Annotated in this window: 14 protein-coding genes; 7 read left to right on the forward strand and 7 right to left on the reverse strand. The window is 51.8% G+C overall.

The features are described 5' to 3' along the window. Window positions 1-242: 242 nt before the first annotated feature. From BUB72_RS18705 to BUB72_RS18230, 7 genes are all read left to right on the forward strand, one after another. On the forward strand, window positions 243-509 hold the full coding sequence (locus BUB72_RS18705) for a hypothetical protein (RefSeq protein ID WP_139250727.1): 267 nt from the start codon (window positions 243-245) through the stop codon (window positions 507-509). Between the two features lie 986 nt (window positions 510-1,495). Then, window positions 1,496-3,934 carry an SIR2 family protein gene (locus BUB72_RS18205; RefSeq protein ID WP_073146374.1) on the forward strand — a complete coding sequence of 813 codons (2,439 nt, stop codon included), beginning with the start codon at window positions 1,496-1,498 and terminating at the stop codon, window positions 3,932-3,934. 295 nt (window positions 3,935-4,229) lie between these two features. Further along, window positions 4,230-4,859, forward strand: coding sequence for a tyrosine-type recombinase/integrase (locus BUB72_RS18210; RefSeq protein WP_073146377.1), 630 nt, complete (start codon window positions 4,230-4,232; stop codon window positions 4,857-4,859). 3 nt (window positions 4,860-4,862) lie between these two features. Beyond that, window positions 4,863-5,114: a WGR domain-containing protein gene (locus BUB72_RS18215; protein ID WP_073146379.1), complete on the forward strand. Its 252-nt coding sequence runs from the start codon at window positions 4,863-4,865 to the stop codon at window positions 5,112-5,114. A gap of 135 nt (window positions 5,115-5,249) precedes the next feature. Then, the gene (locus BUB72_RS18220) at window positions 5,250-5,513 is read left to right on the forward strand and encodes a BrnT family toxin (RefSeq protein ID WP_073146381.1); all 264 of its coding nucleotides are present in this window, start codon (window positions 5,250-5,252) and stop codon (window positions 5,511-5,513) included. Next, complete coding sequence (gene brnA / locus BUB72_RS18225; RefSeq protein WP_073146383.1) at window positions 5,500-5,715, forward strand: type II toxin-antitoxin system BrnA family antitoxin; 216 nt, start codon at window positions 5,500-5,502, stop codon at window positions 5,713-5,715. The genes BUB72_RS18220 and brnA overlap by 14 nt, the downstream gene beginning before the upstream one ends. A gap of 76 nt (window positions 5,716-5,791) precedes the next feature. After that, a complete protein-coding gene (locus BUB72_RS18230; protein ID WP_073146385.1) occupies window positions 5,792-6,067 on the forward strand; it encodes a type II toxin-antitoxin system ParD family antitoxin in 276 nt (91 codons plus the stop codon). Here BUB72_RS18230 and BUB72_RS18235 read toward each other — a convergent pair. The 7 genes from BUB72_RS18235 to BUB72_RS18265 all read right to left on the reverse strand — a co-directional run. Further along, a complete protein-coding gene (locus BUB72_RS18235) occupies window positions 6,028-7,218 on the reverse strand; it encodes a GIY-YIG nuclease family protein (RefSeq protein WP_073146388.1) in 1,191 nt (396 codons plus the stop codon). The two genes, BUB72_RS18230 and BUB72_RS18235, sit on opposite strands and share 40 nt — an antisense overlap. Beyond that, the gene (locus tag BUB72_RS18240; protein WP_245814940.1) at window positions 7,211-9,184 is read right to left on the reverse strand and encodes a DEAD/DEAH box helicase; all 1,974 of its coding nucleotides are present in this window, start codon (window positions 9,182-9,184) and stop codon (window positions 7,211-7,213) included. Before BUB72_RS18240 ends, BUB72_RS18235 begins: the two co-directional genes overlap by 8 nt. 80 nt (window positions 9,185-9,264) lie before the next feature. After that, entirely contained in the window at window positions 9,265-9,669 is a 405-nt protein-coding gene (locus BUB72_RS18245) for a hypothetical protein (RefSeq protein ID WP_083588731.1), read from the reverse strand. Beyond that, a complete protein-coding gene (locus tag BUB72_RS18250) occupies window positions 9,662-12,430 on the reverse strand; it encodes a class I SAM-dependent DNA methyltransferase (RefSeq protein WP_073146396.1) in 2,769 nt (922 codons plus the stop codon). Before BUB72_RS18250 ends, BUB72_RS18245 begins: the two co-directional genes overlap by 8 nt. A gap of 75 nt (window positions 12,431-12,505) precedes the next feature. Further along, a complete protein-coding gene (locus BUB72_RS18255; protein WP_073146398.1) occupies window positions 12,506-13,447 on the reverse strand; it encodes a toll/interleukin-1 receptor domain-containing protein in 942 nt (313 codons plus the stop codon). Window positions 13,448-13,467: 20 nt separating this feature from the next. Further along, window positions 13,468-14,358, reverse strand: a complete 891-nt coding sequence (locus BUB72_RS18260; protein WP_073146400.1) for a reverse transcriptase family protein — start codon at window positions 14,356-14,358, stop codon at window positions 13,468-13,470. Further along, a partial coding sequence (locus BUB72_RS18265) for a helix-turn-helix transcriptional regulator (protein WP_083588732.1) occupies window positions 14,355-14,606 on the reverse strand: 252 nt, incomplete at its 5' end. The genes BUB72_RS18260 and BUB72_RS18265, both read right to left, overlap by 4 nt.

The following is a 14,606-nucleotide window of genomic DNA, read 5'->3' on the forward strand; positions in this document are numbered from 1 at the left end:
TGAGAAAATCAGTGAAATTGAAGTGTCAGACTATGGTGACTACCAACCAAACTCTCGTGGGCGAAGCAGTCACGCCGATACAGAGTTTTCCGACAATGATCTTGTGAGCTTGTTCTCGACTCTTTCAAAATAATTCTTCCGCTCCAACGATTCTGCGTTTTCGCATAAAGGGCACTTGGCTTAGCCTGTGGCGAACAAACAGCGGCTCATCGCTGTTCGGCATTTTTAAGGACAATAGTTTGATGGCATTTGAAGAGCTTATTACTTGGTCAAATCAAGAAGTACGGCCTGATTGGCAAAGGGACGCGCTACGGCGGCTGGCGGCAACGGGTGAGTTGAGCGAAGAAGACTTATCTGACCTTATAGATAGTGCTGTTACCGAATCTGCATTAAGGATCGGATGGCGACCAGTTTTCCCAGTTTGTGCTGCTGGTGTGCTTTGCGCCTTCCTTTGGATTGGCTTTCGTATCGGTCGTGCGATTGGCTTATCTTTTGTCCAACGCAACTGATCTCCTGGCGACGCGGGTGGTAAGTCAGGGCGTGGTTTATCTTTACCTACTGCTTTCTTCTGCCAATATCCAACAGGCGGCCTTGGTACATTGAGAGCATCACAAACGCGAGCAAGGTACGAGCCAGACACACCGAATTTTTTAGCAAGATGGCTAGCTGGTGTAGTCCAAACTTGCTCATAGAGGTCTTCTCGACTGACTTCGCTTTCTTCGGAGGCTTTGGCGCTTGGGGGCATTTTTGATCACCTGTAAACAACAGTTGCTAACTTCATAGATCATACACCCCTCTAAGAAGATGGACTCGAATTGAATTCACCTTCAAGATGAACCCATTGATCTATATTTGGAGTGATTATGCCTAATTTTTATGTGAACAAAAATAAGCAAGCTAATGGCGATAACGAGGTGCACCGAAGCGATGAAGTCGGATGTCAAAACCCGGCATCTTCCGCTAATCGTGTCGATCTTGGATCACATTCTGACTGCCACGGAGCTGTCCAAAACGCGAAGTCTTCTGGCTACAACGCAAATGGCTGTTACTACTGCTGCAACGCCTGTCACACAACCTGAGCACTCAATCATGCGAGCTTTTGGTCATAAGCTTGCATCGAATGTTACCGGCCAAGCATCGCAGATGCACCGTTAGGCACGAAGGGGGGGAAGCGGTCATTCTCTGCATCAGTACAATGGCTCGAGACCAGCGACGAAAGCAGCCATTCAAGACCAAACTATCCCATAGGATTGTCCAATCAAATCCTCTAAGCCCCCAGAATAATTACGCCAGACACAAGTTTCCTAATAATAACCTATTTACGTCGGATTAACTTACATCCATTGTGAAATTCAGCTTGAAGTTGCATGTGGCAAACGGTCTTCTCCGAGCCATAGAACACTCCGGCTTGAAATGCGTCTCTTATCGAGAGTTAGAGGCGTCAAAAGTGTGTTTCGCGATGCCGTGGCCTCGCTCAGAGTTTTGGGGCCATAGAATGACAATCTCGATTAACTCGCTCGTTTCGGAGATTGTTCCAAGCAATACTGTTTTGGTTTTCGGTGCAGGGGCATCCCTACCATCCGGCGCACCAAGCGTTTGGAACCTGTGCGAACATTTGGCTCCGCTGATCGGCGAAGAGCCTGGAACCTATAGCTTTGCTGAGCTCTGCTCGTTGTTTGAGTTTAAGAAGAGCCGCAAAGAATTGGTCACGCAGGTGAGGCTTAAGTTTAAGGGATTGCGACCGACCGGCGGCCTCCAAAATGTAGCCGAGTATGACTGGGTTTCAATATTCACGACAAATTATGATGACCTGGTTGAAAGGGCCTTTACGAAGAAAGGTAAGGATATTCGGGTTTTCTCTTCAAACTTTGATTTTGGTGAACCAACGCCTTCAACCTCAACTCCAATTCTCAAGATACATGGAACGATTGGCTTCGATACTTCGGACGGGCATCGGTCGAAATTGGTTCTGACCGAGGAAGATAACGACACCGTTGAAGACTATCGTGATGCGCTCTATGACAGGCTCAAGAATGATCTAAACTCTCATGACGTCGTTATCATCGGGCAATCTTTAGCTGATCCAGATTTAGATAAATTAGTGAAGCGGGCACTTAAAATCCGGCAAAAGTCCTATTCCTCGGCAAGAATTTTTTTGCTTGTTTATACCCAGGACGACAACCGAGCGATGCTTCTCGAAAGAAAAGGGTTACAGGTTGCGTTTGGTGGGATTGATGATTTCTTTTTTGAACTCGCAAAGCAATCTGATCAGCTTGTTCCCGTTTTTGAAACTTCGGATGATCCGCTTATTCAAAGCGCTATACTACGATCCATTACCGTCGACATTGAACACCAAGCAAACCAGATACCCCCCGATTTTGCGAAAATGTTTGGAGGGGCAGCGCCCTCTTATGCTGATATACGAGCAGGTTTCACTTTTCCCAGAAGCCTAAAGGACAAGATTTCTGAAAAACTGCAGCAGGACACACAGTATTCAGTGATACTGGGCGCAAGTGGTGTTGGGAAAACATCGCTAGCCCGGCAAATTGCATTCGGCCTCATTGGGAAAGGTTTTTTGGGCTGGGAACATAATCCAGATCGGGAATTCATCGCTAATGAATGGAGATCCGTTGCAAAAGTTCTCGAAGACAGCCAGCGCGACGCTGTGCTAGTGCTGGATGATGCACATCTCTATCTTCATGAAATCAACAACCTAATTAATTTGCTGCACGATGATGGATCAAAGCGCCTCCGACTAATTCTAACCTCTGCCAAAAACCATTGGAAACCACGGATCAAAACCGCAAACTTGTACAAGTCTGCACAACTTCTGGAATTATCTTCACTCAATCCATCAGAAATCAGCAGCCTCTTGTCGTTGGTGGAGGGAGTTCCTGAAATTGCAAAGTTGGTTGATCAAAGCTTTAGAGGTTTCACCTTTCCAGAACGTAGGCGTCGACTAATTGAAAGGTGCAACAAAGATTTCTTTGTCTGCATGAAGAACATTTTTGCAAACGATAGTTTTGACACAATCATTTTGCGTGAGTTTTCTAGTATCAGTCCAGAGTATCAGTCTGTGTACAAGGTCATTTGCGCCTTGGAAAGCTTCGGCGTCAGGGTCCACCGCCAACTCGTGGTAAGACTACTTCAAATAACAGCTCAAGACATTGGCTTGGTCCTCGAGAACCTTGAAGGGCTAGTCGATGAATATCAGATCAACCACCGTGAAAGCATATTCGGTTGGAGTGGGCGACATCCAGTAATTTCTGAGATAATATCGAAACATAAATTCAGTGGTCAGGAAGAAATTTTTGGGCTGTTGAAGCAAGTGATTTCTAAGATTTCACCAACTTACGACATTGAAATCAGAACGCTGCGGCAGCTTTGCAGCTTTGAAGGGGGATTATCACGTATTTCGGACGTATCATCTCAGAATGAGCTCCTCAGAATGATGATCTCAGTAGCTCCTCGGGAACGGGTTCCCCGGCACCGGCTGATCACCAACCTAATTCGCAATGGCCACTTCCCTGACGCAGAAGCTGAAATACGAATTTTTGAGAATGACTTGGGTGCTGATGGGCCGGTCCGCCGTTACAGGGTCCGTCTACTCATTGAGCGTGCAATTGGTACGTTAGGTTTGATGCTCGACGATAAAGCAACGATGTTAAACGAAGCGTTTGCTTCTGCATTAGTTATTTTGAAGGGTGACCCATTCAATCGTCAGAGCCTTCAGCTCCATGCCGATGTGTCTTTGGAACTATATCGTGTGTCTGGGGATATTTCATTTATCGATGATGCACTCGAAGCGATGAAGGCTGCTGAAAAAGAGATCGGCGACCCTGATTTAACAAGGATGATACATCGATTTGAAAGGCGGGTTTCACCAATCAACGACAATGCCTTCGAGATGGAAGCTGTCGAAGACACCGATTAAAGTCAGAGGTTTCCTCGGAATGCTCTACTGTGTTTGAACGACTGCTTTACGGAAGCTGCGCCGCAGCGCCGATAATCCAATCCAAAGTCCGCTAAGGGCCGATCATGTCAAACGGCATCCGCGAATTGCGCACTCATCGCCTGCAATTCATGCGAGCTTTTCGCTAAAAGCTCGCATGGGCCCACAGGCTAAAATCCAACAAAACTTGAGTAAAGCGCCACATCGCACAACATGCTACTTTCATCATGCACGGTTTATGGGTATATTTATGAAATAAGCTTGCAAGGATTTGGTGATGCCGACTGCACCTGAGACCACCTGGAACAAAGGCCGTGTCGTGGGCAAAAAGCCACCGCTGACGCCCGACCAGGTTGCGCTGATCCGGATGATCCTGGGCCAGGATCGCGCACTGCGTGATCTGGCGTTGTTCAACACGGCACTTGATACGAGCTTCCGGGGCTCGGATCTCGTGCGGCTGCGGGTCTCGGACGTAGCAACCCCGGCAGGGGTCCGCGAGATCGTCGAGATCCGCCAGAAGAAAACGGAAAGCCGCAATGCGCGCCCAGTCCAAGCGCGGCTGTCGTCGGGGACGCGCGACAGCTTGAGTAGCTATCTCGCCGCCTCTGAAAAGCAGATGCATGCATGGTTGTTCACGGGGCAGGGGGCAAGGTGGTCCCACACGCACCTCAGCGAAAGCCAACTCTGGCGGTTGTTCAAATCCTGGCTGGAAAAGGCCCGCCTCGATCCCAGTCTCTACGGACTGCATTCGCTGCGCCGGACCTTCCCAACTCACATCTATCAGCAGACCGGCAACCTGCGTGCGGCCCAGCTTTTGCTTGGCCATGCCAGCATTGAAAGCACCAAAGAATACATTGGCACCGAACAGGCCGAAGCCCTCGAAATCGCGCGCAAGTACCATCTCTGAACCATGCAGACCTATCTCGAAAAGCGTCAGCCTGCTAACAATGTCGCCCGGTTTTACCGGATGTCCGTCATGCCAAACCTCTTTGGTGAATGGACGCTTCTTCGGGAATGGGGTCGCATAGGGCAGGGCGGGCAGGTCAGGATGGATTGGTTTGATAGCGAAAATCAGGCGATCGCTGCACTGGTCACGCTAGAAGCGGCCAAGCGCCATCGCGGCTATTGGGTGGAGCCTCAGCAGCTGACGATGTTTGGGTAATGGCTTAATAGGCTGGACGGAGTTCTTGACAGCCCAGTAACGCCGCCTGCATGTCCTTAGGACATGCAGGCGGCGTTACTGCTTGCTGAAAGAAAGGTATAGTAACTATACCATTTTCACCTTATATTACTTTTCATGAAGTTCGAGTATGACACCGACAAGAGCGCCGCGAACCGTGAAAAACACGGAATCGACTTTGATGAGGCTCAGGCTCTCTGGGATGATCCTTATCTGATCGAGGCCCCCGCCAACGTCACGGATGAACCACGCTTTCTGGCGGTTGGCATGATCGGGGCCAGACACTGGACGGCTGTCTACACATACCGGAGCGACCGGGTGCGGATCATCTCCGTGCGCCGCGCTCGCAAGCAGGAGATTGACCACTATGAAAGCGACTGAATTCGACGAACGCTTCGACGCGGACGAAGACATGTCCGCCCATGTCGATTGGACAAAGGCGCGCCGCCTCAATGTTGAGGCCAAGCGGGTAAACGTAGATTTCCCAACTTGGGTGGTTGCCGGTTTAGATCGTCAGGCTCAGAAGCTTGGTATTACTCGCCAAGCGCTGATCAAGACGTGGATTGCTGAACGTTTAGAGTGACGCTCAATGCATTCAGGTGCTCATGAAGCGAGACCTGTCGCCATCCGTAGAGAGAAAATTAGTAAAGAGACGCATCATGACCCGCAACACATCCGTCGCATTAGGAGACCATTTTGCCAACTTCATCGACGCGCAGGTCGGGGAAGGGCTCTATGGATCAGCTAGCGATGTTGTCCACGCAGGCCTACGCCTTCTTGAAGAGCGTGAAGCGAAGGTGAAGTCGTTGCAGGATGCGCTGATCGTTGGTGAACAATCTGGTGAGCCCAAGCCTTTTGACTTTAACGGATTTATTGCACGAAAAACTGCGGAAGCTTACCCACGTCGAACCAAAGCTGCTTTGTCAGGGTCGTAAACATAACTTGCAATCGTCCCGTCTTTGATCCGTTCGACCGCTTCCTTGATCACAAAAAGCGGCACGAGAAACCACTCGCGCGGCACAACTGGCCGCCCGAAGCGATCCATGATCTCGATCTCAAGCCGGGCAGGTTCAAAAATTCGGTGGATCAGGTTTTCAAGCTTCGTCCGGTTGATGTTGTAGAGCTCGTAAGTCCCAACGATTTCAACATTTGCCATCAAGAATGTTGGTTGAAGGTGAGCCCCCGCGATGCGCTTTTCCACGCTCATATTGGTCACACCGATCTTATGCACCAGCTCTCGGTTCTCCGCGACAAGCGGATGATCCGCCTTGCTCCGCAGCACATAGATCGTGCCGCTTGCCTCGTCCCCATCGATCGTTTGATCAGAGAACAAAGGTCCGGCGGTCGGCTCGGTGATCCGCCGCCCCGCCTCGTCCTTGTTTAGGGCACGCTGAAGCGATCGCATGAGCATGTTGCTCTCTGTACCGTTGTCGAAGATCACTCGTAAGCGAGCGTCCGTGCGCCCCTGGTCGGTGATTGTCGTCTCACCTTTGTCCGCGACATAGGCCTTCTGTCCGCTGACGATGAAGAATCGCCCCTTCTCGATCTCAGCCTTCATCTCGAAAGGTCGCGTGTCTCGCAAACCGCTGTCGAGCTCCTTTTGCACCTGCTCAAAAAGCGGTTTGAAGGTCTCAAAATCCTCGCATTTGTCGCGGTGCGCAATTTCTTCGGCGGCTTTTTTCTCAGCAGTCGATCGAACGTGCCTCAGCTCAGTGATCGGAGGGGCTTCGACGTCAATCCCCAATTCGGCCAAAAGGGCATCATCGTCGAGCTCTTCCGCATCTGCTAATGTGGCTTTGGCCGCACCCGTCAAGAGCCCCATCTCGTCCAAAGGTGCGACCAGCTCGCGGCTTTCCTGAAGCTCACGAATGCGATCTAGTCGAACGGCGTAAAGGCGTTCAAAGATATCACGCTCTTCGCCGTGCTGTGGCGCGGAACCATGTTCCTCGGCGAAGCGCTGAATCTCTTCAAAACCTGCAATGATACGCTCTTCGCGGGGTGTCCGCGTGACGGCCTTCTTGGTCTCGACCTCGACGCCAAGCTCAGCCAGGAGAGCATCATCTTCCTGAGTAAATTCTTTAACCATTGGCTGCCTCCTGCTTCATGCGCACAAGGTAAGCCACGCCTTCGGCCATCTTCTTTTCCCAGGCGTCCGGGGAAGTGATGTCTGGCAGGCGTCCACGCTCTTGCTTGAACTTTGCAGCGCGCCGCGCCAGATCACGCGCCTCTTCAGGGGAGAGCTGCACCTTCTTCGCTGAGATCACCGCCTGCACCTGCTTCAAGCTCTCCTCGCTCATGGTCTTTGCAAGGATTGCATAGGCTTCGCCGAATGGATTGATCCGGTCGATCAGGTCGATGTCGAGCTCGCGCACGTCCATCGCAAACTTTCGCACGCCGTCGATCAACGCCGTGTTGCCGCTCACCTGCGCATCGTCGGGCGCGGAAAGCGCGACCTCCTTGGCCTTCTGGGTCAGGTTCAAGGCGGCAACCGCGTGCTGCCTGACGGCCTCTTGATCCTCAGCATCCAGCTCGGGGAATTTCGCCCCGACAATTTTGCCCATGCGCACCTGCGTCAGCTCTTCGGGCACAAGCTCTTCATCAAAAAGCCCGCGCTCGATTGTCGTCTTGTCTTGAACAAAGGCGGTGATCACCTCATTCAAGTCCTCTTGGCAAATACGTGTGGCTTCTTTGCTCTTAGGCTCTGCCAGTCCTTTAATCTCGATCTGGAACTTTCCGCTTTCCTCATTGAAACCGACATTCTCCTTCGCAGGATCATAGCCGCCTTCACCATAGTCGAAGCCTTCAACCGGCCCGCTCTTGGCACTCTTCGGCGTGAAGTTGAAACGCGGCGCAAGCACCTGCTCCATGAGCAAGCTGGCGGCGATCGCCTTCAGCGTATCGTTCACCGCCTCAGTGACGGCTGCTTCGGCTGCATCGGGCTCTGCAATCAAATTGGTGAAGCGAGCGCGTGATTTGCCAATCGCGTCACGGGTGGCACGACCGATGATCTGCACGATCTCTGTCAGACTGGCGCGGTAGCCGACTGTCAGCGCATGCTCGCACCAAATCCAATCAAAGCCCTCCTTGGCCATCCCAAGGGCGATGATGATGTCCACATGATCGCGGTTGTTCTTCTGGGCAGGGTCTTTCAGCGCGCTCGATACCTTGTCGCGCTTCACCGCTTCATCATCCACCAGATCGGCAATCTTCAAAATTCGCCCCTCCGGCATCTTCACAAGTTGAAAGCCCGTCTTGGGGTCTGAGCCTTGCCAATCGCCCAGGGCGTCGATGATGTGCTCGACCTCCCGATGCTTATCCTTCGTGCTTTCGCGCGAATTCACGTTCGGGATGTGCAGTATCGTCTTCTCGTTCGGATCGAGCACCTTCAGGATGTCGTCGGCGTAAGAACCCGAGTAGAAGAAATAACCGATATCGAGCGTTTTCAGGTATTTGTAACCGTTCAACTGCTCATAGTAGGTGTAAGTGATCGTATCGAACTTGGCCTCGTTCTCTGGCAACAAGATCGGGGCTGCGTCACCACGAAAATAGCTGCCAGTCATTGCAACGACATGCACGCGATCACGCGATATGAACTCATTGAGCTGCTTGCCCAGAATATTATCATCACTGGCTGAGACGTGGTGAAATTCGTCTACAGCAATCAGCCGATCGTCGAACGCCTCTACCCCAAGTTTTTCTATGGCAAAGCGGAAGGTGGCATGGGTGCAGACAAGAATCTGATCATCGCTCTCAAGGAATGCTGTAACCGATTTGACCTTGCCGCCGTCTGTCCCAGGCGAATTGCAAAGGTTCCATTTAGGTGCGACCCGCCAATCCGCCCAAAAACCAAACTTGCTCAGCGGCTCGTCATTGAAGCTCGCGCCGATCGACTTTTCCGGCACCACAACGATCGCCTGTTTGATTCCTTGGTTAGCGAGCTTGTCGAGCGCAATGAACATCAGCGCGCGGCTCTTGCCCGAAGCAGGCGGCGACTTGATCAGAAGATACTGCTCGCCCCGCTTCTCATAGGCACGTTCCTGCATCGCCCGCATGCCAAGCTCGTTCGATTTGGTCGACCCACCATTCTGAGCGTAGGTCACGGAAACGGAAGGAACATTCTTAATTGTCATCTTTAAACCTTATAATCTTTCAAAATATCTTTTGCCCAAATAGGCGGTTGTGGCCAGGAGTAAGCGCCAGCTTCAAGCCACGACTTCGAAGTCCCGATCTTGTCGAGCTTCAAAATTCGCTCAAGCATTTCATCATGAGGGTAGACGTAGCAATCATCACCATTGAGAAATGCAATGTGGATGTCTTTGCCCAAGTATTTCTTGTCGATGGTCATGCGGCCCTTGAGCTGAATTTTCAAAAAGACAATGCCGTCCACATGGCAGGCCAGAAAATCCGCCCCTTGCCAATCATCATTCAAGCGTAAGCAGTTATAGCCATAGTCGGCAAGCTCACCGGCAACTTTGTGGAAGTTGTAGTTTTCCTTTTGACGCGAGTTCAGTTCACTGTATGGGACGCGCTTAAACACTTTTTCGCCCCTCAACCGTTTTTGTCATCTTGGTATAAAGCTCAAAGAGCCTCTCCAGGCGTTCCGTGTCGTTGCGAAATCGGCGACCGATGTAGATGCGCTCAAGCACCTCGTCGTTGCGGTCATGTGCGGCGCGCAGGTCTTCGGGCATTTTGCTATCGCCATCCTTCACCTCATAGAGATCGGCAATGGTTGCGGGAAAATGCGCCTCACGCGCCAGAAGGATATCCTCTGCGCAGCGGGTCAGATCGACCTTATTCTTTTCGGTCAGCTTAGGGACAGGGAACGTATTCCAACCAAGCGTGTTGGAATACGAGAATCGCATCTCCAATCTAACACAGACAGTACCTATCCATACCCAGTGCAACCGGGATGCAATAAGCGCCATGTTCCAAAGTGGAGCGTCATAAATGGCAAAGTTTCTGTCGCCGATTATTGCTCCCGCAGATAGATATTCAACGGGAAGAACGGGACGATTTTCGGAGCTAACACGAGGAGTCACTATAACTGATGATTGGGCATTGCGCGGCGTCTTAAACTGATGCGGTCGAGTAGCAAGGCTTCGTGCGTATGCATCTTTGCTCTTCAGTCTTGCATTCTTAACTTTCTCAATTTGGGCATTTATCGAAGGTATATCTCGCGCTTCTTCAACTTGATCATCGGTGACCCACACGCAGTACCGGGGCTCACCGTTTATAAGCTCCTTTGATCCAAGGAACCTTTTTATGAACTTTGCCTTTTGTTCGCTGGTTAAACCGAATTCATCGAGTTCGGCGGGCGATAGTGTCAAATGGCCACCATCATCCGCCTTATTCCCAAAATCCATTGAGCTGACTTGGGTTAAAGGCTTCATTGCTTTTTCAACGATGACGTTGTTACCGGCGATCAAATATGGGTTAATGTTCTCTACGTCTTTGCGGACTACTTCGCCGTCAGCGTTTTCACTGAATAATGTTGCTAGCCCAGCCTGTTTCGCCAGACCAACAATAACAACGGTGACACCCGCATTATGGCTGGCAAGGTTAGCCCACTTAAAGTTTGTGTGAGCGAAGCAAATCCTGTGCCCCGTTTCAAGAATTAGAGGCCAGAGAAAGGGCACTTGCTGTCCTTGGCAAATAGAATTTGTAGCGACGAACGCCGAAACTGCTGGTGTATGCAGACCGTAGTCCGCAGCCTTCATGAGCCAACCGGTCACATAATCGAGCGCTTTCCATGTCTTAGTGCGTCCCTCGAAAACACTTCCAAGGTCCTCCTTTTGTTCTCTGCTCTGCCAAGTTGAGCCCAAATATGGTGGGTTACCGCAAATGTATGTCTCACCGCCCTCATTCGCAAAATCGATCTGAGACTGTTCAAGTGGAGACATAAATAGATCGTCGGCCTGAAACTTAACTCCTGTCCCGGTCGGAGGGCAAATACTCAGCCAGTCAAGCCGTAACGCATTTCCACAAGTGATCCAGTTCTTAGCGTCGAGCGGCAAAAACTCGGCCAAGGCTTCTTTTTGACCGCGATAGGTCACATCGCACTGATATTCTGCAATGATCAGTGCGAGCCGGGCGATCTCAGCGGGGAAGTCGCGCAGCTCTATTCCTCGGAAGTTGGTGATCGGGATTTCCGTGCGCCGATCGACTTCGTCCCGCCGCTCATTGATCTCGGCCTCAATGGCACGCATTTCCTTGTAGGCGATAACAAGGAAGTTGCCCGATCCACAGGCTGGATCAAACACCCTGATTTTGGCGATGCGATTGCGCAGATTCAGAAGCTTGCGGGGGTTGCCCCCAGCCTCTTCCAGCTTTTCGCGCAAATCATCAAGGAAGAGCGGATTGAGCACCTTCAGGATGTTTGGCACGGATGTGTAGTGCATGCCAAGCGCGCCGCGCTCTTCATCGTCGGCAACGGCCTGGATCATCGAGCCGAAGATGTCAGGGTTGATCTTTGTCCAATCGAGGCTGCCAATGTGGATCAGGTAAGACCGCGCGATCTTGCTGAAGCGCGGCACATCTGTCGTACCTGAGAACAGCCCTCCGTTCACGTAAGGGAAGACGTTTGCCCATCGGGCAATGCCTGCTGCCATGCGATCGTCGGCCTTGGTGTTCATGGAACGGAAAAGCTCGCTGATCACCTCATCGGTATTCGAGCTGTCCCTTTCGCTCATCCGCTCAATCGTACCAGTGAACTGGTCGGGCTCGGTGAAAATATCGGTGTCTTCGGCAAAGAAACAGAAGATTAGCCGCGCCATGAAGTGGTTCATGTCGGGGCGGCGCGCAGCCGTGCCCCATTCGGGGTTGTCCTTCAATAGCTCGACATAGAGCCGATTGAGGCGGCCAGTCGCCTTGATGTCAAAGGCACTCTCGCGGATTTGCCTGACGGTGTTGATCCCTGCCAAGGGCAGGAAGAAGCCAAAGTGATCGGGAAAGTCGGTGTAGGCGCAGGCAATCGTTTCGCCCGTGGTCAGGTCTTCGGCTTCAAGATCGGTGCCATCCGTGGCCAGCACGAATTTCGCCTTGGCCTTGGTGGTGGCGGGACTGACCTTGAGCTGTGCAAAGGTATTGGTGACTTCGCCTTCTAGGCAAACTTTCAAATGAATGTTGTTGGTCTGAAGCACGCCGCCTTGGTCGGATTTGTTAGACGATCCGCTTTGCAGGCGTTTGATGGTTGTGGCTTTGTTGCCAAATGCCAGCAGGAACGAGAAAGGAAACTCTTCGGCGTTGAACGGCTGCTCGGCTAATGCTGATATGGCTTCTTCGATCTCAACAGCATTCATACTTTGCCACCCTCGTTCAGTTTAAAAATCATTGTTTCGGCAAATAGTAACAGCCACTTATAACTATTGCATTTGTCACTGAAGTGGCTGCACAAACATCTGCCAATAAGTTTCTGCCGCACCCTCGAACGTCAGCTTTTGATCTCGGTTTTGACCGAAGTGTGCCATCCCCATGCTCCGCAGATAAAGGGTTTGCTCATCGGCCTCGACGGTTAGGTTCTCATTGAACCCGTTGGTTTCAGCATTTTCGGTCGCAGTGTAAGCAATGCCCCCGATTTGCCGCCCCCCCATAAACACGGTGCAGCGGCTCGCAGACTGACCTTTATGATAGGCCACCGCGCTGAAGCGGTTTGCGTCAAGCCTGCGGAACGACCCGTCAATCTCGGGATTGCGAGCAGACAATTCAGAAAGCGAGTTCTCAAAGTATTTTGCCATGAACTCAAATGCGTCGGTTTGGAAAACATCCCGGTCACGATCATTAAAGGTCTTGGCAATCCGAAGGTTACTGGACCGGATTGCAGGCTCTGATTTGAAGCCCGTAGCGGCCACCGCAGACTGTGCAGGTTTGGCTGTCACAGCCCCAACCCGCTTCGCCGCCGCCTGCACAGCTTCCGCAACAAGCCGGAATGCATGGTCGATATCAGGCCACTGGGTGACAGGACGACCATCTGTCGGCACACCTAGAATCTTGCCAAACGGTGCACCTTTCCAGAGGCAGTCACGCAAAATCACTGGGATCACGATCGCCTCTCCGGCCTCGTGTCGTTCCAGTGCACGAGTCATCTCCACCTCGTAGCAATAGTCTGAGTTTAGAAAATCCGGACTTATCAGTAGCAGGATGATTTCATCCGCCTCAATGTGCGCGTCGATCTCACCCGCGAACTCCTGTCCGGCCTCGATGCGGCGGTCATGCCACGTTTCAATCAAGCCCTGACGCTGAAGTATTTTGAGCTGGCGTTCCAGCTGGTCGCGCAGAGCTTCATCAGCATGGCAGTAAGAAAAGAAAACAGTCGTCATGTATTATCCATCATTGAAAATCAGGGAACATCGTTGCGCGCCAAGATTTGCCGCTCAGTACCTTCACGCCCTATTAGGGAGGCCATCTTCTGAGCCTTCTCGTATCCTTCGGGCAGCTTCGCGACCTCTACCCTTAACTTATGGCGTTCTAGATGCTGGACGTTTGGCATGAGAAGCGTTCGATCCCGCACCACAACTCCCGTGACGACGACAGGCGCATTAATCTGACCGATTTCTTTCGAAGCTTTAAAGCTGTGACCATGGTGCGCAAGCCGCTCCTTGATCGCGTGGATCAATACCCCAGGAACGCTTTGACCAGAAACTGTTATATCGTCGACATACACGCTAACCTGGCATCCGGCATCGCTGGTCAGCTGATCAATCTCATCCCACATGTCAGCGTAGGCCCAGAAGGCGAGCGATGGACTGGCAGGGCTTCCGGCTGGCAGAACCCCGTTCAGCGTCGTGAGATCGAGAAGAACTTTCACTACGTCGGGAGGGCACCCGAGACACTTACCAAAGAACCATGCTACCTTGCTGGCCGTACAGCTCGGATAGAAATCTTCGATGTCGAGAAGATGGAACGCCGCTGCCCCGCGGTGCCGTGCGGCATTGTCGATGTTCGAGCGTCCGCGCACCGGCGACATCAGGTAGTCCGGAGTTTTCACCCGCAGCAGCAACTCTCCTATCCGGCGCTGAATACGCTTCAGATCGCCCCGTGGTGCAAGAACAGGACGGAACGTTCCGTCTTTTTTCTTCTTGCGTAGAGGCTTGTAGAGATTGGATGCGGCCTTCAACTCAGCAAACTTCTCGGAACTGGTCTGCAATAGTTTGAACAACTTTTTGCGCGTGCTGCATCGATAGAGGGCACATTGATCGATGGCATAGGACTTGTCGCGGCGCTTCGTCATGATGACGCCCGCTTACGCTCGATCATCCGAAGAAAATCAAGTATCTTGTCAGCGACAACCCCACGCGCCTTCTCGATAGCGCCCGGCGTCGTACCTTCTGTCAGCTTCTCGTCAAAAAACCAGATCGAGCTGACTGGCAGATCAAACTCTTCAGCGTATCGTGCAACGATTTCCTGACTTGGCACTTTCCGGCATCGTTCGATATCAGAAAGGTGCGATTGGGAAATATCGAGACGTTCCGCCAACTC

Source organism: Litoreibacter ascidiaceicola, assembly GCF_900129235.1.
In the GTDB taxonomy this organism is placed as follows: domain Bacteria; phylum Pseudomonadota; class Alphaproteobacteria; order Rhodobacterales; family Rhodobacteraceae; genus Litoreibacter; species Litoreibacter ascidiaceicola.